Here is a 20,149-nt window from a genome sequence, read left to right on the forward strand (position 1 = left end):
TCCCTCTTGTTGTTTTAGACGTATACCACGGATTGGCCGGACATCAGCTCAAGATCGCCGCAAATCGTACCGCAGCCAAGGCATTGCTATCGAAGGATCAACAAGGGAGGGCTTTGTGCCAACTCTGCTCGCTCCTCTGGCCAAATAAAACCGTTCTGCGTTCGGATCGGAAACAATGTACATTCTCTGCGCACCGCATGAATCGGCAAGGTGCACAAGGTGGTTCCACAGCAGCGATCCCATCCCTTTGCCAATAAACGACGGGCGGACAAATAACCACACAAGCTCGCTTTCCCGGCCTTCCAACCGCAGCGAATAGAATCCGGCAATGCCGTCGCTCCGTTCCTGTACGTACACTTCGTTACGATGGATATGTTCAGACGTTATCGTTAGAAAAGGCTTAGCGCTTATCATGTACTGGTCATCGTAACCCCAATAAGCTTTGGATGCATAGGCTATTCGGCTAAGCTCTTCCGCATCTCCCTCAATAGCACGCCGGATATAGCTGCCATCCGCCGTTCTTTGATCGTTCTCCAAACGGATCCCCCTCGTATTTCTTATCCGCAGCAATGCAAACGGTTTCGAATTTGTAATCGATCCGTAATATTACTCTAAGGTTTGTTTCATATAAGAGGCCTATAATAACTGACAAGACCCCCCTTTATTAATATAGAGATGTTATTGCAACGGCCTGCAGCGTACGCTGCAGGCTACTTTTTTTGTCCTTTTAACGATTCAGCAAATTCAAATAACGGCGGATTAATGTCTCTTCCTGCAGCTCGATCGGACGCGCAAAGCTTTCCTGCTCCGCACACACGGACACCATATACTCATTTAACATCGACGTACGCAAATAATACGGTCTCCCTGACTCCTCAATCCGCGCGCTGTTATTCGTCTCGCTTATCTGACAAGTGAACGAATCCAGCGGAATCGACAATCCCTGTCCTACCGACTTAATATAACTCTCCTTCAGTGTCCATAGACGGTAGAAGTAAGCGAGCTGCTCCGGCTCCGGCTTGCTCATCAGATCCGCATACTCCGAAGCAGAGAAGAACCGTCTCGCGACGTCCAGATCAATCGGCTTAATCTGTTCGACATCGACCCCGACAGGCAAGCTGTCTATAGCGCATACGACCCACTCGCCTGAGTGCGACAAATTATAATGGAATGCTTCATCATGGATGAGATATGGCTTTTGATAAGAGGTCGCTCCGAAGACGACCTTGTCATTCGACAACTTCAGCTTGTCCATCGCAATAGCCCGTATTAACATCTCCGCTACGATTGATCGCCGGGCATCTTCTTCCCGTCTATATTTGCGAATTCGGTCCTGCCGATTGGCAGATAAGGTAGGCAGTACATCTTGGTGAATAATCGAGGGACTAATCTTATCATTAATTCGGACCATGAACAGTTCAACCATCAACCCTTCACCCTCCAGCCTCTCTCTATATCTCGTTTCCGATAACCTTCACACTAGGAAATTATAACCTTTACTGAACACAGTTGGTACTGGTTTCTAAACTTTCATTTAGTGAAAAATACACAAGTCATTCCATTCTATTTTGTAATCAACCTGTAACATTCCGCTCAGATTCGTTTCATCTTAACAGCCTATAATAAGTGACAAGACCCCCCTTTGATATAGTAATACATTGAAAAGCCTGCAGCGCGTAAGCTGCAGGCTCCTTTTTTTGTTCTTATATCCCTTCAGCCGCCGATACGAACTGCCGCACACGCTCCGTAATCCGTTCGTACTCGCCTGCACGTACCCAATCCATATCGACGAGCTTCGTCCCCATACCGACTGCGCACGCTCCAGCACGGAAATAATCGCCGATATTATCGAGATTGACACCTCCGGTGGCAAGCATCGGAATACGATCGAGCGGCGCGCGTATCTCAGCTAGATACTTCCAGCCGAGCGTGCCCATCGGGAACACTTTAACCGCCTCGGCCCCTGCCTTCCAAGCCCGTACGATTTCCGTTGGCGTCATGCAGCCAGGCCATACCGATATTCCCCGCTCCGCGCCGTAAGCAATGACTTCTTCATCAAGGTTAGGCGAAATAAGAAACTGTGCACCAGCAGCTACCGCCTCCTGAGCCATTTGAACATCCAGTACGGTTCCCGCTCCGATCCGGGCCTCCCCGCCGCCGAACTTCGTCCGCCATTGATTAATGATAGCAGCCGCTCCGTCCGTATTCATCGTCACTTCCAGCAGCCTTACACCGCCGTCGATAATCGCCTGCGCCGTCCGGTCCGCACGGCTTTCTTCGATACCGCGCAATATCGCGACGATCCGATGGCGCTCCAGCATATCCAGCAATTCGCTCATTTCGATGATCCCCTTCCGTCGATTCCCCAATATTGCCGAAGCAGCTTAATAAATAAATTAGGAAAAGTCAGTGTCTCCATCGCGTCTGGCCCGATCCATCGGTAGCCTTCCGGCAATCCGGCATCATTGGCCGCCTGCAGGATACCTATCGCCGCCGCATCGTATTCGCCCGGCGATTCCGCCGCGACAGCGCCCGCTGTATCGGTTGCACTCCCTGCACCAGGCCCGGCCGGCATGTCCGCCTCGAATACGTCCATCTTCCAATGAATATGGCTGAATATATGCTCTGCTTCCGTAAGATGACGTATTGGACGCAGCAGCAGACCGGTATCCTCATGAAGCATTCTTGCCAACTGGTCAGCCATCGCAGGGGCGGGCGCCTTCTCCGTTTCTTGCGGCACAAGCACATGCGGCAGCTCCCACATGCGCGCAAGCAGCCCCGTCTCCGGCCGCTGCCGGACGAGCACTTGTCCCTCACGCTCTCCTTTGCCCGCGACAATGACGCCTAGCCGACGTTCCGGACGAGGAGGCTTCGCCTTCGTCTTAATCGGCAACTCCTTCTCCTTGCCCGCCAGTCTTCCTTCGCACCGCTCCATTACCGGACAAGTCAAGCAGCCCGGCGATTTCGGTGTGCAGACCAGCGCGCCGAGCTCCATGAGCGCCTGATTGAAGTCGCCTGCCCGTCCTTCCGGAATGATTGCCCTTGCAAGCTTCTCGATACGGACACGGGTCGAAGGCTTGGCAATATCGTCCTCCAGCAGCCAGAACCGCGACAGTACGCGCATGACGTTGCCGTCTACCGCTGGTTCCGGACGATTGAACGCAATGCTCATGATCGCCCCTGCCGTATAAGGGCCTACCCCTTTCAGAGAAGCAACAGACGCCGCATCGTCCGGCACGATGCCTTCGAACCGGTCGACGACTTCCTTAGCGCCAGCCTGCAGATTCCGTGCGCGGGAGTAATACCCGAGGCCTTCCCAATGCTTCAGGACATCTTCCTCCGGCGTTTCCGCAAGCACCTGAACGGTAGGAAACCTCGCCATAAACCGCTCATAATAAGGGATAACCGTATCGACGCGCGTTTGCTGCAGCATAATCTCGGATACCCATACACGGTAGGGGTCCCGGTTGATCCGCCAAGGGAGCTTACGCTTTACGACATCGTACCAGCCAAGCAGCTCCGTACCAAAAAATGATGCAGACGCAGGCATCGTCTGCATGCCATCGTTCTTATTCGTTTCTTCCTGAACCAAACCGCGAGTTCCGTTCATGAGTTAAACCCTCCTCCCTTCCCGTATCCCCAGTACATGCCTTAGGTTCTGCCGGTTGAACGGCTCCATCAATCGACTGCGACAATTCCCGGTAACGGCGCGGCGTTACGCCGTAATGCTGCTTGAACAGCCGGGACAAGTAATGATTCTGCATGCCGATGCGCGCAGCAACGTCCGCCACTGCCATATCGGTCTCCGACAGCAGCGTCCTTGCCTGTTCCAGCCGGCGTTCGTTCATATAGTGGACCGGCGATGTGCCGGTTAAGCTCTTGAACATCGTTATAAAATAGTTCGGATGGAGACAGACGATCGAAGCCAGTTGCTCGATCGATATGCTCTCCGACATGTTGTCTTCGATATAACTGAGCACGTCGTCGAATTGTTCCATTACTTCTTGCTTAGCCTCGATCTTGCGTTCCAGCCCGGCGCCCTCCATGAAGCAAGCGATCAGCTCAAGGAGCGCCGCCTTTCTCCGCCAGCCTTGAAGCATTGTTTCGGTCTGTTGCAGCCGGATTAGCTTCTCGAACAGCTCGATCAGTTCTTGACGATTAACCGCATCGGTCCAGAATGGAACTTCCAGCTCCTTGAGCAGGTTGTAATCGCCCATGTTCATCTTGTAATGCGTCCAATAAAAGACGAAGCTGCCGCTCCCTTCAGTGCCGAACGACAGCTCCGCATCTCCCGGCAGCAAATACAGCTTGCCAGGCTCCATCTTCATTCTTCCTGCTTCTATTTGCAGCCATCCTTCCCCTGCCACGGGGTAGAATAGTCGATTTAACTCTCTACCGGTTGAATCGTTCGTCCAGCCTGCTTCCCTGCTCGATATACCGCTCAGCACATGCTCCGCATCCATCTGATTGAGTTTTCTATGCAATATGCTATCGTATGCCAATATCATTAAGCTCCTAGTGTTGGATTCATCGTTGCTTGGCGTAATAATACAGCCTTCCCTCATTATAAAGAGACTGCGCGGCAAAGAGAAGCCGAAATCCCGTTATGGTATAATTGAAATAATAGTTACTGCTGCAATTAGCAGGTTCGGAAGAGAGGGTTATCCGATGTTTACTGCAAGGCTCCTCCCCTTAGTTGCACTAGCGGCAGTTGCCGTTCTCGCAGGCTGCGGCTCTTCAAGCGGCAATGCAGGCCAAGCTTCCAAAGCCATAGATGGCCCAGCCGATACGGTTGCGCTCTACAAAGCGAAATGTATCAGCTGCCATGCCGCAGATTTGAGCGGCAAGGTCGGTCCCGAAAGCGATCTTCGCACCGTCGGCGCCCGGATGACCAAAGAAGAGATCATTCATCAAATCACGGAAGGCGGAGACATTATGCCGCCGTTCAAGGACCGCCTCTCGACTGCCGAGATTGAAGCGCTCGGCAACTGGCTCGCCGCACGCCAATAAGCCGGTCAGCAATGAATGCTGACCGGCTTAAGCCGATGCCGGAATTAATATAGCAGCTTCTTCCTCACAATCGGCCGAGGCCGCCGATCTCCGCATCCCGGATTGAATGCGAATGTGCAAGCACCGAAGCATAGGTCCACGTGGTCGGCCCCATCTCCGGATGACACGGGAACCGGTCACCGCTAAGCAGCAACAGTTCTCCTCCCCACCCGTCGGTATACAAACCGTCATACCGTACGCGCGCACCCGTTCTGTACCGTTCTCTAACCGTCTTCCACCGCTTGTTCATCCCTTCCACCCCTTGCCGCATGGAATAATGTCACATTATTCCTACTATGGGCAAATGGTGCGAAGCTTAATCATCCAAGCTGCTCAATGACGACGAAAGCGGAAGCTAATCCGCGTTCATGTGTAATCGTAACGTGTATGCGCCTGGAGCTAGTGCTGCCAGCCGCTTCCGTCTTTCCAATCCAGCCCAGCTTGCGCTGTGTCGACACCGACAGCAGCAGCTCAGGCTTACCGTTCGGATCTCGCGTTACAATGACGTCATGCAAGCCTGCCGTAGCGCCGATTCCGCATCCGAGAGCCTTTACGGCCGCTTCCTTCGCTGCGAATCTGCCCGCTACGAACTCCGCAAGCCGTCTGCCTGCCAGCTGGGCTGCCGTCTCTAGCTCAGGTCCCGCTAAGACGCGTCGCATGAACCGTTCTCCGGATTCCTTCTCCAGTATGCCTGCCACCCGGTCAATGTCGGCAATATCGTGTCCGATTCCGATAATCAACCTTTCTCCTCCGTTTCAAGCGTATCCCTGTATCTGCAAGAAAGCCGGGACGGCTCGCTTCGCATGCGATCGTATCCCGGCTTATTCTTAGCCCGATTCCTTAAATGCCTGGAATCAGCGAACGTTTATGTTCCGTACGCAAATATTGTTTCTCCAGCTTCTCTCTTACGGCTGGATCAATTTCCTTGCCTTCGAGATAGCTGCTGTTATCCTCATAGCTGATGCCAAGCTCGTTCTCATCCGTCTGGCCTTCCCATAGTCCGGCCGTCGGCGCTTTGTCGAGAACACTCTGCGGAACGCCGATCTTCGCAGCAATCTGGCGTACCTGGCGTTTGTTCAAAGAACTAAGCGGTGTAATGTCGACCGCTCCATCGCCCCACTTCGTATAGAAGCCCGTGATCGCCTCGGAAGCATGGTCCGTACCGACGACAAGCAAGTTCAGATCGAACGCGAGCGCATACTGCATGACCATGCGTGTTCTTGCTTTGACATTGCCTTTGCCGCCGCGGCTAATATGGCGGTTAATTCCGATCGACTTCAAGCTGTGCTCTACTTCGAGCGAAATTTCGTCAACCGCTTCCCCGATATTCGTCTCCACACGGTGCGTCAGCTTGAAAGCTTCTGCCGTCGCGTAGCTGTCGGAAATGTCGACTTGCTCCGAATAGGGCTGGAACACGCCTAGCGTAATGTATTCCTTGCCGGTTTCGGCAGACAGCTCATCCGTCGCCTGCTTGCACAGGCCCGTTGCAACTGCGCTGTCGATGCCGCCGCTAATCGCGATGAGCAGTCCCGTCGTTCCGGACTTGAGAACATAACTTTTAAGAAAATCGACCCGTTTGCGAATTTCCGCATCGACGTCGATCGTCGGCTGTACGCCGAGCCGTTCTATAATTTCGCGCTGCAAACTCATCGCATTACCGTCCTTTCTGCGATTACCGGCAGAAGCGATCGAAAGCAGCCGTCAAATCAGCCGCGATCTCTTCAGCCGAACGGTTCTCGATCTGATGGCGCTCGATGAAGTGAACGAGCTCTCCATCCTTCATTACGGCAATGGAAGGCGACGATGGCGGGTATGGTGCAAAGTACTCGCGCGCTTTCGCCGTAGCTTCCTTATCTTGGCCAGCGAACACCGTGTACAGATGCTCCGGCGTTACGTCATGTTGAAGCGCTGCAGCAACGCCAGGACGGCATTGGCCTGCGGCGCAGCCGCATACGGAGTTAACGACGACAAGCGCCGTGCCTTTCGCATTAGGGATATTCTCCTCAACTTGTTCTGGCGTGCGCAGTTCTTGAATGCCAAGACGCGTCAGATCGTCGCGCATCGGTTGAACCATATCCAGCATATATCGTTCGAAGGACATTGACATGTACCTCACTCACCTTTCAAAATTATTGTTACTTATTATTGATATTATAAACCTCGCGGAAAATGAAAGTAAAGAAAAAGCAGCCGGCGTATTCCCGGCTGCTTGCCATCTAGAGCAATCGAATCGAACCGTCCGGCAGCAAGCCTGTCGCTTGATCCTCTTAAGGTTTGCCGGATGACGGCGGATCGGACGCATAACCTGCATCCTTATCGGGATGCAGCAATATACCAGCCTGCACAGCAGCGCCTTCTTCGAAGACCGCCCGGTTATCCGCCGTTAGAAACCCGATGTCCTTATAAGGATGAACCCAATCGTCCCCTGCCATTACGGAAGGATCCGTATCCTTCGACCACTGTTCGAGCGGCGACTCCGGTGAGGCATACAGATGATCCCCAATAACAACGCCATACCGATTGACGAATGGCGCCCTCGGTCCTCTTCCCTTCCGGTATGCGGGCAAAAAATTAATCTCATAGGGATCAAGTTCCGGATTGTCCGCATGTCCGTACGCCTCAGCATCGCGTTCGTCCAGCCAGTCTTCATACCGTTCTCTGCTCATCGCGATATCCGCCTTATGTAGACGGACGGTTAGGACCATCCAGCTTCTTATCGTAACCTTGTGTCTCCGGCGCTTTCCCGGAACCGGAACGCTGCTTCGCTGCAGCTGTGTCTTGCGAGTTGTTCTTCTTGCTCATCGTCGTTTGACCCCCTTCCAAGCGATAGTATGCTCGGCCGGGTAAATCCTTATCCGATTCGCTTATACTCCTCTGCCGCAACTGCGGCTTCGGCTTCGCCTTCCTCGAGACGGAATGTGACGACGAACGTCGTGCCGTTTCCTTCTTCCGATTCAACGTCGATCCTGCCGTTGTGCCGTTCGACGATGCTCAGACATACGGGCAAGCCAAGCCCCGTTCCTCTTGATTTGGTCGTGAAGAACGGTTCGAACAACTTAGCCATTTGTTCCTTCGAAATCCCAATTCCGGTATCCTGCACCCGCAGTACCACTGCTCCTGGCAGCAAATCGGTCGAGAGCAGCAATACGCCTGTGCCTTCCTTCATCGCTTCCAGGCCGTTGCGCGCAAGATTCAGAATAAGCTGCTTCATCTCTTTATCGTTCAGCAGCAGCGCCGGCAATCCCGGCTTCGGATGCCACTCGACTTGGATGCCACGCAAATTCGCATCTGCTTGAATGAGCGGCAGCATCTCCGACATTAGATCGTTCAGCGAAGAATGCGCCTTGTCGATCAGCCGGTTCTGCGCCAGCGACAGGAAGTCGTTAATGATCGCATTCGCCCGGTCGAGCTCTTCCATAATAATGCGGAAATATTCGATCTGGCCTTCATTCGCCCGTTCTCTCATCAGCTGGACGAATCCTCGGATAACCGCCATCGGATTACGGATCTCATGTGTTATGCTGGCTGCCATCTGACCGACCAGACTCAACCTGTCCATTCGGCCAAGCTCATCGCGCAAGTGGCGAAGCTCCGTAATGTCATGCATGATAAGAGCCGCTCCGGTTATCGAAGTCGGTCCCGTCATTTCGTTATCCCGCATTGTAAAGGCGGTCTTCACGAGCACCCGCCCTTCCGTCTCCACGAGCTCTACCGAAGTACGGCTGCCTCTGAGCGCCTTCTGCAGCATACTGATGCTTTGACCATCCCGTACCGGATCGATCAGCTCCAAGTAAGTGCAGCCCCGCATTTCGTGCACGGCCCCTTTATCGGTTGAAGGAGTAAAATGCATATGCGCCACTTCATTCAGGTGCGTTACTCTTCCTTCCGAATCGAGAAGGACAACGCCGAGCGGCGTCTCATCAATGAACTGCTGAAGCTTCTGCACCTCGGCCCGATATTTCTCCGACATCCGCCTGAGCTGGCGGTGAAGCATTTGCTTCTCGCGCATATTTTCGATAATCAGAATGGAAGACCATAATACAAGATAGGACAGCACAATTAAGCCGATAAGGATCCATACGTGTTCCCACATGAGCTTCGGCTTCGAAAGGATAATATCGATCAACATCGTTGTGCCATAGAACAGCTGCAGCACCGTTATGAGCACCGCGCCAATCTTCTGCTTGTCCTTCCGTCTAGCGAGTTGGAAAGGTTGAATGGACAGCAGCACCATCGGACAGAAAATAATGAGGAACATTCCGAAAGCCAACCACTCGCCATCCGTATTAAAGAACGGAATTCTTAAGCTCGTGTATAAGAGAGTCAGCGCCCCCATGCTCCAATATCCGCCGTACAAGGAACCGATGATGTATGGAATAAGCCGGATATCGAATTGATAGCCCGATTCCATATGCATCGACATCAACATACACAGCACCATGGATATGCCGCAGACGATCCCGGTAAACCAAGCGCCCCGCTTGGCGTCATAATTCGGCCTGTCATGCCACAACTGATAAACAAGCGGCGGCAGCATAGATATGAATACTTGCAAAATCATCGTTTGCCACATCCGCTACTTGCCTCCTCCGACACACGACTATTAATCAATACAATTAAATAAAATTTTCCATCAGTTATCACAGATTAAATCATACTTCAAGCAATTTGACTACAACGTTTTTTACAATTCCTATTTGTTTACTGGTTAAACAAAAAAGCAGCCGTCCAAATAGACAACTGCCAACGTTATTTTAGCCTCTAATGGAATAATCAGGAACTAGAAGTCGTTTCAACTTTTAAATAGGGTGTCTTCATTATTCCATATCATTGTTAAGGCAATGTTAATTCGATTGACCGTTTATGTAAAATGTTTCAGTCTTTTCAGCTAGCCATCTGGCTATGATCTGCATCGTCTCTAATCCTTCCGGATCGTGATGCAGCTCATGATAGCCGCCTCCCACCGGAATGAACGTGCATTGCGGCGAGCCCGCATTAGCTGCTAACTCGCGGCTCGCTTCGAATGAAGTAATACGGTCCGCCGTGCCATGCAGAATGAGAAGCGGAGCTTTCCATTCTTCCGCATGCGCGATCGCCCATTCTCCTCCGTCAACAACAGACGTAAACATCGAAGCCGTTATCTGTCCATGCGAACGCTCGTCGGTAGTCGGTGCCGGTTCCGGGTGGCCCGGCCGGTACAAAGCACCCGAGCTTAAGCCGGTTGATTGCGTGAATGTCGGCCATAGCTTGCCGACGACTCTGCCAAGCCGCACTTTCCACGCAGGCGGCTGGAACGACAGCCTAAGCCATGGACTGGACAGCACAACGCCCGCCAGCTTCGGTTGATGCCGAAGCGCGTAATTAATCGCTATATTGCCGCCCATGCTATGGCCGTATACGAATAAAGGCAGCGACGGATAACGGCTGGCTGCTTCGGCAGCGACCGCTTCGAGGTCGCGCGTCAAATCGGACAATCGAAGCGCATGTCCCCGCCGTCCTCCGGACTGCCCGTGTCCGCGCTGATCGTAATGGAATACGGCAAAGCCCGACTCGCACAGCGGGCGGATCATGGCAGTCTGTCTCCCCTTATGTTCGCCCATGCCGTGAACGACGCATACGACACCGACGGGCTCTCCATTGGCGGGCCATTCGGCTGCCTGAATCGACAGCCGGTCAACCGGGCTGGCAAGCGTAAATGGGATGGGATGTCCGAGGTGATGAGACCGGTTCATCGCTGCACGTCCTTCGTCTTGTTTTACATACGTTTATCACTTTTGTATGAGAATTGCAAGCGGTTTATTCGCCACGATTCAAAGGACGGACGAGTTCTTTGCTAATAGTGCTCAATCCGTTTACAATGAAGGGCATAGCAGCGATGACACGGAGGCGGAAGAACAATGGTTTACGATGTAATTATTATAGGCGGCGGGTCCGCCGGCTTAATGGCCGCAGTAGCTGCCAGCGCGTCTGGGGGACGCGTTCTGCTGCTGGATAAGGGCGATAAGCTCGGACGGAAGCTGGGCATTTCCGGCGGAGGCCGGTGCAACGTGACGAACAACAAAGAGATGGACGAGCTGGTGAAACATATACCGGGCAATGGCCGGTTTCTATACAGCGCCCTGACGAGCTTCGGCAACAAAGATATCATCGCTTTCTTTGAGAGCATGGGCATTAAGCTGAAGGAAGAAGACAACGGGCGCATGTTCCCGGTTACGGACAAAGCGAAGACGGTCGTCGACGCGCTTGTTAATCAAGTGGTCAAGCAAGGAGTCGATATTCGCGCACATGCACCGGTTGACGAAGTGCTGTATAAGGACGGCGCAGTGGCCGGCGTCCGGCTGCGCTCGGGCGAACGGATTACCGGGGCGGCCGTCATTGTCGCTTCGGGCGGCAAATCGGTTCCGCATACCGGCTCGACCGGTGACGGATATGCATGGGCGGAGAAGGCGGGACATACCATTACGGAGTTGTTCCCTACGGAGGTGCCCATCACTTCGAACGAGCCGTTCATCGTATCGAAGGAGCTGCAAGGCGTGTCGCTGCGGGATGTCAGCTTGTCTGTCTGGAATCCGAAGGGCAAGCGGATCATCGAGCACCGCGGCGATATGATTTTTACACACTTCGGCGTCTCGGGTCCGATCGCATTGCGCTGCAGCCAATTCGTTGTTAAAGCGCTGAAGCAGTTCCAGGTCGGCAATATCATTCTCACAATCGATTTGATGCCGGACAAGTCCGTCGACGAGGTATATGCCGAGACATTGAAGCTGGCGGAGACAGATTCGAAGAAAGCGGTCAAGAACGTGCTGCACGGCTACCTGCCGGACAAAATGATTCCGCTCCTTCTGGCACGGTCCGGTCTGCCGGAAACACTGACGTACGATCATATTCCGAAGCAGCAGTGGATGGAGCTGGCGAAAACAGCGAAGTCGTTCCCTCTGCGCGCTTATGGAACACGGTCGATCGAGGAAGCGTTCGTCACAGGCGGCGGCGTCCATCTGAAAGAAGTTGATCCGAGAACGATGGAATCGAAGCTGATGAACGGGTTGTACTTCTGCGGAGAAGTGCTCGATATTCACGGCTATACGGGCGGTTATAACATTACGGCTGCATTCTCGACGGGCTACGCTGCCGGCAGCAGCGCGGCTGCGCAAGCGCAATATAAGTAAACATAGGGCTGTTCTGTGGTCGCTTCGAGACCAACGGAACAGCCCTTTCGTTTAGGTATGGACATCGCCGGATATATAATTGTAAGAACCGTCGTCGGGCCGGAACGCATCGGCGTCCTCGCCGTCGTCGTCACGATTGTGAAGCCCCTCATTCTCATCCGCATAAAATCCGCTGCCGGAAGCATAAGCATCCGTCCAATCCTCGTTAACCGTATGAGCCGGTATCGGAATGCTGTCCATTCCATAGGCAAGTCCTGTTACCGCAAGCGGATCAATAGGCTTCTCTTCGACCAACTCCCCGCCGTGCGACATTGCAATTTCCAGCGCGGACGTTAGATCGCTCCCCTCCAGATGAATATGAATGCGTCCCCCTTCGTGCGCAACCGGATCATATCCGAGATCACGAAGCGTTGTGCTTGCGTCCTGCGCACTGGCATTGTCGGCGAATTGAAACAGCAGCGCCGAGCCGTTTGTGCTTTCCATTCCCAATTCTCCTTCCGCTTACGTAATGAACGCCGTTGGACATACACGCGATTAAAGCGTACGCGTTTGTCGGATCAGCCGTCTTACGTTGCCCTCACGACCCCATTTTTATCCATCCAAGGCTTGTACTTTGACCCATTTGTACAAAAAAATCTAAACCCGTTCATCAAATGTTACAAATAATCATTCAATTATGTCATGTTATATAACATAAGAGATGTTAAAATAAAAATAGATTAATATTTCCGGATTAGAGTTACCTATCCTAACGTAAAGAGGTGCCAGCACATGTACGACGTATTCTCGTTTAGTTCCGATCCAATTCTAATCATCGATTGTTCGCAAGATACGCTTCAATTAATCGATATGAACGACGCTTTCTGCGAATGGAGCGGCTATCCTAAGGAGCAAGTGCTGGGCACCTCTCCTTCACAATTCGTCGTAGATCATGTAGGAATAAGCGAGCCGTTCGAAAGGCTGCGCGAATGGGTCCAAGCGAAGGCAGCCGTGCCTTGGTGCCGGATTCGCTCGAAGAGCGGCGTTGAATTCGACGTTCGGCTTGAAGTGATGCGAATTAGTCTGCCGGACAGCCGCGAGTCCCGGTATGCTGTCATTTTGCACGATATTACAGAGCAGCTATGGATCGATTCGGTCATTCGCGGAGAGCGCGCCTTCGGATCGGTCATTCTCGATAAAGAAATGACAGTACAATCGATTACAAGCTATACGACTCCCGTACGGTACGACGCATCGACGTTTCTGTGCCAGCCTGTCCTTCAATTCGTATCTGTCAACGACAGAAGACATGTCAAACGGGCGATCGACTATTCGTCGGCCAACCGAAAACCTCATGCCTGTATGTTCGGCATCTCGGTCGGAGAGCATGCCTATACGGCACGCGCCTTATTCATGACGTTCCGCCATTGGACAGGCGAGGTCAAGAGCAGCGCGGTCGTCCTGCTGCATCTGGAGCCGAAACAAGAGGAAGTCGACTCCTCCTTTAAGCTAAGGGTACTCATGACCGCGAAGAACGTATCCGTTACTGAGCTGGCACGTTCGACGCACATTTCGCTGACGACCATATCCAAGATCCGCAACGGCAAAATCAAAAAGCCGAAGCGGCTAACCGCCAAGCTCATCGCAGACAAGCTCGGCGTCGGCCCGGAAGAGATTTGGGGCGCTTACAGCTTCAGTATATAGACCGACGAGAACACCCCGGAAGCCGTATGCTTCCGGGGTGTTTTTTTAGGGAGTTACGTTAGCACCGTTGTCTCGATAGTGCATCACTTTTTGTGTCACAACAGACGGTAGTTTTATTAAACCAACGCCCCAAATAGTCTAATAACAGGCCATTTTAATCTTGAATGTTGCTCTTGACTTGGAGTGTGCTCCAAGTTGTATAGTGAGCGTTAGTCAAGTAAATATCACTTTTAGGAGGCGTAATCATGAGCACATCAAAAGTAGTTTTGATCACTGGCGGGAACAAAGGTATTGGTCTTGAGACGGCTAGGCAATTGGGCAAACTAGGATTCACCATATTGCTCGGTTCAAGAGATGCAGCAAGAGGACAGGAAGCGACGGCTGCCCTGACGGCTGAGAACATAAATGCAAAGGCAATTACCCTGGACATAACAAATTTGGATACCATACAATCCGCAGTAAAACAAGTTGATGATCAGTATGGAGCGCTTGATGTTCTGATTAATAACGCTGGCGTATGCTTGGAAAGCGGTCTTCCTCCGAGTCAACATGAATTAACGATTCTAAGGAATACTTATGAGACAAATGTTTTCGGCAGTTTTTCTGTCACGAAGGCAATGCTCCCTTTGATTAAAAAATCTCCTGCCGGCAGAATTGTAAACCTTTCGAGCGGCTTGGCATCCTTGACCGAGTATAATATCCCGGAATCGGATGCCGAAAAATACGGATTAAATTTGCTCGCCTACATGAGTTCGAAAACGGCTGTCAATGCACTAACCGTCTTGTTTGCCAAAGAATTAAAAGATACACCGATCAAGATAAATTCAGCTGATCCAGGGTACACAGCTACGGATTTGAATGGGCATACGGGTTATCGTACCGTTGAACAGGGCGCTTCCATTGTCGTGAAACTCGCCACCCTTCCGAGTGATGGTCCGAACGGCGGTTTCTTTGATGAGAACGGAGTGATACCGTGGTAATACGTCAGGAGGTGCGGCAAAGTGACCGGCATTCCCGAAACCGTAAGCTCAATTAAACAGGCGGCTGAATTCACGGGTCTGTCAGAAGATACGATCCGCTATTACGAGAAAATCGGCTTACTTCCGTATGCCGACCGCAAAGCAAGCGGACACAGAACATACAGTAAACATCAATTGAACGGCATGGTCTTTTTAACGAGACTCAAAGCAACCGGAATGACATTGGAAGAAATGAAGCATTTCCGAAAGCTGTACGAAATAGGTGAAGCCTCACTCACTCAGAGAGTCAGCATTCTAATCGAACACAAGAATAGAATTCAGAACGAGATTGACAGATTACAGGAGACACAAAAGATGATTGATTTCAAAATTGACAAATATAAAGAGGTCCTTGTAAATCCGGATACGAACACAAAATGGAAATCCCCATTTGCCGATTAGAGCTTTCATATTGAGCGATATGAGGAAGAAGAGAGCCGGTAAAACAACTAAGACGATTAACGATGCTCTTCTTCCTAGCTTCGCATTACCTTTCATAGATCCCCCCTCCCACAGCAACTCCAACCCATGTAATAATAAAAACCGCCCCCTCGGAGTCTAAGTCTCGAGAGAGCGGCTTGTGATAGTCGCGCCAGGTTGCGCGTTATGTGAAGGTAAGGATATGAATTAGTTGCGGTATGCAGCAAGCGCCGTGTTCAAGCCGCGCGTTTGCTCATACACTTGCTGATAAATACGGAACAGACCCGCGTACGTTTCAACCGTTTCTGGGTTCGGTGCATACGATGCGCCGCGTTTCACGAATTTGTCTGCGCAAGCGTCGAGACTTGCGAACCAGCCGCAGCCGTAAGCTGCCAGCATCGCCGCGCCAAGGCCAGGACCTTGCTCATTCTCCAGCGCAACGACCGTTGCATTGAAGATGTCGGCTTGCATTTGCAGCCAGACTGGATTTTGCGCGCCGCCGCCGATCGAGATAACCGTCTCGATTTTTTTGCCGGCTTTGCGGAACAGGTCAACGGACTCGTTGAGCGAGAACGTGATGCCTTCCATAACCGCGCGTGCAAAATCGATCCGGCGGTGCGAACCGTCTACGCCGATGAAGCTTGCGCGAATTTGTGCGTCCGCGTGCGGTGTACGCTCGCCAACGAGGTACGGCGTGAACAGAAGACCGCCAGCGCCTGGCTTCACGTCGCCAACGCCTTCGAGCATTTGGTTGAACGATTCGCCTGCCGCGAACGTGTTCTTGAACCAGCTCAGGCTGTAGCCTGCTGCCAGCGTAACACCCATTGCGTAGAACGCATTTTCCTTGCCGTGGTTGAAGAAGTGAACTTTGCCTGCGAAGTCAGCATCCTTGTCATTCTCGTAGTTGAGAATAACGCCGGACGTACCGATACTCGACAGCGTCAGTCCTTCGGACAGGATGCCCGAGCCGATAGCGCCGCACGCGTTGTCCGCGCCGCCAGCGAATACTTTGACCGAAGCTGGCAGACCGGAACGATCCGCTACTGCTGGCAGCAGAGTGCCAACAAGACCGTGCGACTCAACGAGCGGAGGGCAGAACGATGCCGGCAGTTCGAATGCCGACAGCACGTCGCTGCTCCATTGCTTGTTCGCAACGTCGAGCATCAGCGTACCCGCTGCATCCGAATAGTCCATGTGCAGTTCGCCGGTCAACCGGTAACGTACATAGTCTTTCGGCAGCAGGAACAGCGTCGATTGCTCGAACGCTTGCGGCTCGTTCTGGCGAACCCACAGGATCTTCGGCAGCGTGAAACCTTCGAGCGCTGGGTTGCGGGTAACGCTCAGCAGCTTGTCGCCAAGCGTACGCTCGATTTCGCGGCATTGCGCCGTCGTACGCGTGTCGTTCCACAGAATGGCGTTGCGGACAGGGTTGCCTTCAGCGTTCAGCAGCACGAGACCGTGCATTTGACCGGAGAAGCTAATGCCTTCGATTTCTGCTGGATTTACGCCTGCAGCACCGGACAGCTCTTTGAGCGACTCAATCGTAGCTTCTACCCAATCATCCGGTTTTTGCTCGCTCCAGCCGGAATGCTCGTGGAACAACGGGTATGCGCGTGTAGCCTCTCCGCGTACGTTGCCTTCTTTATCAATGAGCAGCGCTTTAACGGCGCTCGTTCCAAGGTCAATACCGATTACGTAACTCATCGTCCGACAATACTCCCCTCAACAGTTCAAAAAGCCAGCTATATAGCCGACTTTTTGAACTTGATATATGGTGGTCGAAACCGCTAACCGGTCTCGAGTATAGATGTTAATTAAACGCTGTAGATTACTTCGCTAAGCAGCAGGCGGAGACGCTCTTGGCGGCCCGACTTGTTAACGATTGGGTTGTTTTGCAGCGCATATTGCTCCAGGGAAGCAAGCGTTGCTTTACCGGATACGATCTCAGCGCCGATGCCGGAGTTGAAGCTTGCATAACGGTCTTCAACAACGCTGTCGAGTACTTTGTTCTCGATCAGTTTAGCTGCTGCTTTGAGACCCCATGCGAAGCTGTCCATACCTGCGATGTGAGCCAGGAAGAGGTCTTCCACTTCGAACGAGCCACGGCGAACTTTCGCGTCGAAGTTTACGCCGCCACGGCCCAGGCCGCCTGCTTTGAGAACTTCGTACATCGTAAGCGTCGTGGAGTACAGGTCCGTAGGGAACTCGTCCGTATCCCAGCCGAGGAGCATGTCGCCTTGGTTCGCATCGAGCGAGCCCAGCATGCCGTTGATTGCAGCAACGCGGATTTCGTGCTCGAACGTGTGGCCAGCCAGCGTAGCATGGTTCGCTTCAAGGTTCAGCTTGAAGTGCTCTTTCAGGCCGTAGTTTTGCAGGAATGCGATCGTCGTAGCCGAGTCGAAATCGTATTGGTGTTTCGTAGGCTCTTTCGGCTTAGGCTCGATCAGGAATTGTGCGTCGAAGCCGATTTCTTTCGCGTATGCGATAGACATGTGGTACAGGCGAGCCAGGTTGTCCAGCTCCAGCTTCATGTCCGTGTTCAGAAGCGTCTCGTAACCTTCGCGGCCGCCCCAGAATACATAGTTTTCAGCGCCGAGCTCTTTACCTACTTCAAGGCCTTTCTTCACTTGTGCTGCAGCGTATGCGTATACGTCAGCGTTAACTGCCGTGCCTGCGCCGTGAACGAAACGCGGGTTCGTGAACATGTTTTGCGTGTTCCAGAGCAGCTTTCTGCCGGACGCTTTTTGGCCGTCTTTGAGCATAGCGACGATAACGTCGAGGTTTTTGTTCGTTTCTTGCAGCGTCGCGCCTTCTGGAGCGATATCACGGTCATGGAAAGCGTAGAAAGGAATGTTCAGCTTATCCATGAATTCGAAGTTAGCTTCAACGCGTGCTTTTGCTTTATCAAGAGCGCCCAGGCTATCCCAAGCACGTACAGCCGTACCAGCGCCGAATGGATCCGTGCCGTCTGCCGTGAAAGTGTGCCAGTATGCTACTGCATAACGGAGGTGCTCCTCCATCGTTTTGCCGAATACAACTTGTTGCGGATCGTAATGTTTGAATGCAAGCGGATTGTCGGAGCCTTTGCCCTCGAATTTAATTTGCGGAATGTTAGCGAAATAAGCCATCGTTAACTGATCCTCCTCAGTATGATTTAGTTCAAAACTGCGATGCCTGCGCGGCAGCTATGAAGATCATAGATCCGAAACTTCGTTACCGAGCGCAATGCGATGTTCTAACGACAGCATACCACTCCGGAACTTGGTTTGTCTATTAAACAAACTAAGTTTTTTAAACATTTTTTTGGATCGGTTTTTGAACATTATTTTGTCATATCCATCGTATTGTAGCCTCTGGCCGATTTCTTCATTCATCGCTTCAGCACGTTGACTGCCAAGGAGTACACTTTGAAATGGCCGGCAAATGCGGTCGTCTTGGCCTGATGTTAAATGGTGCCACAATATTATAAATGTCCGCCGGATGGCTTCATATTATGCCGCATGACACCTCACTTCGTTTAATGACTAAACAAACCACAGCGGTTATGTTACAATATAACCACTATTGTTGCAGAGGATGTCAGGATATGGCGAAACCGAAGCCTACAGGCGATCAAACGATGATAAAAAAAATTAATACAGCGATCGTGTTCGACTCCGTGCTCAAAGGCGGACCGTTGTCGAGAGCGCAGATTTCCGAGCAGACGGGACTCAACAAAGCGACCGTATCCAGTCTTGTGCTCGACCTTATCGACGCACAACTTGTTGAAGAGATCGGACAAGGCGAATCGAAAGGCGGCCGCAAGCCGGTCATGCTGTTGTTTAACTCACATGCAGGTTATGCAATCGGCATCGATCTAGGCGTTAACTACATTCGCGGCGTGCTGACCGACCTGCGCGGCAATGTGATTGAGGAACGGCAGTGGTCGATGAAACGTCCGGACATGGCGTCAGGCTTGAAACAATTGACGGAATGCATCGAGAAACTGATTGCTCTTGCTCCAGCCAGTCCATACGGAATCGTCGGGATCGGCATTGGGGTGCCGGGTATCGTCGATGACAAAGGTGCGATCTTATTCGCTCCTAACCTGGAATGGGAGCGCATTGAGCTCCAGAAGCTCGTCGAAGAGAAATTCGGCGTGCCCGTCACGATCGATAACGAAGCGAATGCCGGCGCTCAAGGCGAGCAGAAATACGGGGCCGGACGCGGCATACCACATCAGATCTATGTGAGTGTCGGGATCGGGATCGGGACAGGCATTATTTTGAATAAAGAGCTGTATAAAGGAGCTTCCGGTTTCTCCGGGGAGCTAGGCCACTTATCTATCGAGTACAACGGCAAGCCATGCCGCTGCGGCAACCACGGATGCTGGGAGCTGTATGCTTCCGAGAATGCACTGCTGGACCGCGCTGCCGAGGCCGGGCTGGAAGGCGAGCTCGACAGTCTCGTCGCGGCTGCGGAATCTGGCGATGAGCGCGCCATAGAACTATTCCGCTCAATCGGCAGTTATCTAGGCGCGGGCATTGCGAACATCGTCAACGTCTTCAATCCGGACGTTGTTATCATCGGCAACCGGATCAGCCACGCAAGCCGCTGGCTTGAAGCAGCTGTTCAGGAAGCAGTCGATCAGCGCACGCTGTCCTACCACCGCGAACGGATGCGCATCTTGTTCGCCGAGTTGCAGGATCGCTCCGCCGTTCGCGGAGCCGCCTACTACGCCATCAACACCTTCCTCGGCAAGGTGCGGAACGTGGGGTAATGATTGCAGCCGCATCACACTCACTACAGGTGTGATGCGGCTTTTTGCTTCGC

22 protein-coding genes are annotated in these 20,149 nt (G+C 52.4%); 6 read left to right on the top strand and 16 right to left on the bottom strand.

Annotated elements, in window-relative coordinates:
* Positions 1-48 precede the first annotated feature (48 nt).
* From PKO01S_RS22885 to PKO01S_RS22905, 5 genes are all read right to left on the bottom strand, one after another.
* Positions 49-537, bottom strand: a complete 489-nt coding sequence (locus PKO01S_RS22885; protein ID WP_127533767.1) for a GNAT family N-acetyltransferase — start codon at positions 535-537, stop codon at positions 49-51.
* Positions 538-727: 190 nt separating this feature from the next.
* Positions 728-1,426, bottom strand: a complete 699-nt coding sequence (locus tag PKO01S_RS22890; protein ID WP_246070693.1) for a 4'-phosphopantetheinyl transferase family protein — start codon at positions 1,424-1,426, stop codon at positions 728-730.
* Positions 1,427-1,703: 277 nt separating this feature from the next.
* Positions 1,704-2,339, bottom strand: coding sequence for a bifunctional 4-hydroxy-2-oxoglutarate aldolase/2-dehydro-3-deoxy-phosphogluconate aldolase (locus PKO01S_RS22895; RefSeq protein ID WP_127533769.1), 636 nt, complete (start codon positions 2,337-2,339; stop codon positions 1,704-1,706).
* Positions 2,336-3,559 (bottom strand): A/G-specific adenine glycosylase, encoded by a 1,224-nt coding sequence (mutY, locus tag PKO01S_RS22900; RefSeq protein WP_127533787.1) that lies wholly within the window; start codon positions 3,557-3,559, stop codon positions 2,336-2,338. The genes PKO01S_RS22895 and mutY overlap by 4 nt, the downstream gene beginning before the upstream one ends.
* A gap of 10 nt (positions 3,560-3,569) precedes the next feature.
* On the bottom strand, positions 3,570-4,502 hold the full coding sequence (locus PKO01S_RS22905; RefSeq protein WP_164779718.1) for a helix-turn-helix transcriptional regulator: 933 nt from the start codon (positions 4,500-4,502) through the stop codon (positions 3,570-3,572).
* Between the two features lie 166 nt (positions 4,503-4,668).
* Here PKO01S_RS22905 and PKO01S_RS22910 point away from each other — a divergent pair, with 166 nt between their 5' ends.
* A complete protein-coding gene (locus PKO01S_RS22910; RefSeq protein WP_127533771.1) occupies positions 4,669-5,010 on the top strand; it encodes a c-type cytochrome in 342 nt (113 codons plus the stop codon).
* 64 nt (positions 5,011-5,074) lie between these two features.
* On the opposite strand, the gene PKO01S_RS22915 is transcribed toward PKO01S_RS22910, so the two are convergent.
* The 8 genes from PKO01S_RS22915 to PKO01S_RS22945 form a co-directional block, all read right to left on the bottom strand.
* Complete coding sequence (locus PKO01S_RS22915) at positions 5,075-5,299, bottom strand: hypothetical protein (protein WP_127533772.1); 225 nt, start codon at positions 5,297-5,299, stop codon at positions 5,075-5,077.
* Between the two features lie 70 nt (positions 5,300-5,369).
* On the bottom strand, positions 5,370-5,789 hold the full coding sequence (gene acpS, locus PKO01S_RS22920) for a holo-ACP synthase (protein WP_127533773.1): 420 nt from the start codon (positions 5,787-5,789) through the stop codon (positions 5,370-5,372).
* 100 nt (positions 5,790-5,889) lie between these two features.
* Positions 5,890-6,699: an ammonia-dependent NAD(+) synthetase gene (gene nadE / locus PKO01S_RS22925; RefSeq protein WP_127533774.1), complete on the bottom strand. Its 810-nt coding sequence runs from the start codon at positions 6,697-6,699 to the stop codon at positions 5,890-5,892.
* Between the two features lie 22 nt (positions 6,700-6,721).
* Positions 6,722-7,156, bottom strand: coding sequence for a BrxA/BrxB family bacilliredoxin (locus PKO01S_RS22930; RefSeq protein ID WP_127533775.1), 435 nt, complete (start codon positions 7,154-7,156; stop codon positions 6,722-6,724).
* A 160-nt stretch (positions 7,157-7,316) separates the two neighbouring features.
* A complete protein-coding gene (locus PKO01S_RS22935; RefSeq protein WP_127533776.1) occupies positions 7,317-7,715 on the bottom strand; it encodes a DUF3905 domain-containing protein in 399 nt (132 codons plus the stop codon).
* A gap of 13 nt (positions 7,716-7,728) precedes the next feature.
* A complete protein-coding gene (locus PKO01S_RS29650; protein WP_281278951.1) occupies positions 7,729-7,851 on the bottom strand; it encodes a hypothetical protein in 123 nt (40 codons plus the stop codon).
* A 49-nt stretch (positions 7,852-7,900) separates the two neighbouring features.
* Entirely contained in the window at positions 7,901-9,622 is a 1,722-nt protein-coding gene (locus PKO01S_RS22940; RefSeq protein ID WP_127533777.1) for an ATP-binding protein, read from the bottom strand.
* A gap of 271 nt (positions 9,623-9,893) precedes the next feature.
* Positions 9,894-10,781, bottom strand: a complete 888-nt coding sequence (locus PKO01S_RS22945; protein WP_127533778.1) for an alpha/beta hydrolase — start codon at positions 10,779-10,781, stop codon at positions 9,894-9,896.
* A 165-nt stretch (positions 10,782-10,946) separates the two neighbouring features.
* On the opposite strand from PKO01S_RS22945, the gene PKO01S_RS22950 reads away from it, so the two are divergent.
* Positions 10,947-12,215, top strand: a complete 1,269-nt coding sequence (locus PKO01S_RS22950) for a BaiN/RdsA family NAD(P)/FAD-dependent oxidoreductase (protein WP_127533779.1) — start codon at positions 10,947-10,949, stop codon at positions 12,213-12,215.
* 51 nt (positions 12,216-12,266) lie between these two features.
* On the opposite strand, the gene PKO01S_RS22955 is transcribed toward PKO01S_RS22950, so the two are convergent.
* On the bottom strand, positions 12,267-12,698 hold the full coding sequence (locus PKO01S_RS22955) for a hypothetical protein (RefSeq protein ID WP_127533780.1): 432 nt from the start codon (positions 12,696-12,698) through the stop codon (positions 12,267-12,269).
* Positions 12,699-12,986: 288 nt separating this feature from the next.
* On the opposite strand from PKO01S_RS22955, the gene PKO01S_RS22960 reads away from it, so the two are divergent.
* The 3 genes from PKO01S_RS22960 (at position 12,987) to PKO01S_RS22970 (ending at position 15,319) form a co-directional block, all read left to right on the top strand.
* On the top strand, positions 12,987-13,898 hold the full coding sequence (locus tag PKO01S_RS22960) for a helix-turn-helix domain-containing protein (protein ID WP_127533781.1): 912 nt from the start codon (positions 12,987-12,989) through the stop codon (positions 13,896-13,898).
* 245 nt (positions 13,899-14,143) lie between these two features.
* Entirely contained in the window at positions 14,144-14,878 is a 735-nt protein-coding gene (locus PKO01S_RS22965) for an SDR family oxidoreductase (protein ID WP_127533782.1), read from the top strand.
* 21 nt (positions 14,879-14,899) lie between these two features.
* A complete protein-coding gene (locus tag PKO01S_RS22970; protein ID WP_127533783.1) occupies positions 14,900-15,319 on the top strand; it encodes a MerR family transcriptional regulator in 420 nt (139 codons plus the stop codon).
* Positions 15,320-15,544: 225 nt separating this feature from the next.
* On the opposite strand, the gene xylB is transcribed toward PKO01S_RS22970, so the two are convergent.
* Both xylB and xylA read right to left on the bottom strand, forming a co-directional pair.
* The gene (gene xylB, locus PKO01S_RS22975; protein ID WP_127533784.1) at positions 15,545-17,041 is read right to left on the bottom strand and encodes a xylulokinase; all 1,497 of its coding nucleotides are present in this window, start codon (positions 17,039-17,041) and stop codon (positions 15,545-15,547) included.
* 110 nt (positions 17,042-17,151) lie between these two features.
* Positions 17,152-18,465 (bottom strand): xylose isomerase, encoded by a 1,314-nt coding sequence (xylA, locus tag PKO01S_RS22980; protein WP_127533785.1) that lies wholly within the window; start codon positions 18,463-18,465, stop codon positions 17,152-17,154.
* Positions 18,466-18,923: 458 nt separating this feature from the next.
* Between xylA and PKO01S_RS22985 the strand changes: the two genes are divergently transcribed.
* Positions 18,924-20,096, top strand: coding sequence for an ROK family transcriptional regulator (locus PKO01S_RS22985; protein WP_127533786.1), 1,173 nt, complete (start codon positions 18,924-18,926; stop codon positions 20,094-20,096).
* The last annotated feature ends 53 nt before the right edge of the window (positions 20,097-20,149 follow it).

This window comes from Paenibacillus kobensis NBRC 15729 (assembly GCF_004000825.1).
Lineage (GTDB): Bacteria > Bacillota > Bacilli > Paenibacillales > Paenibacillaceae > Paenibacillus_T > Paenibacillus_T kobensis.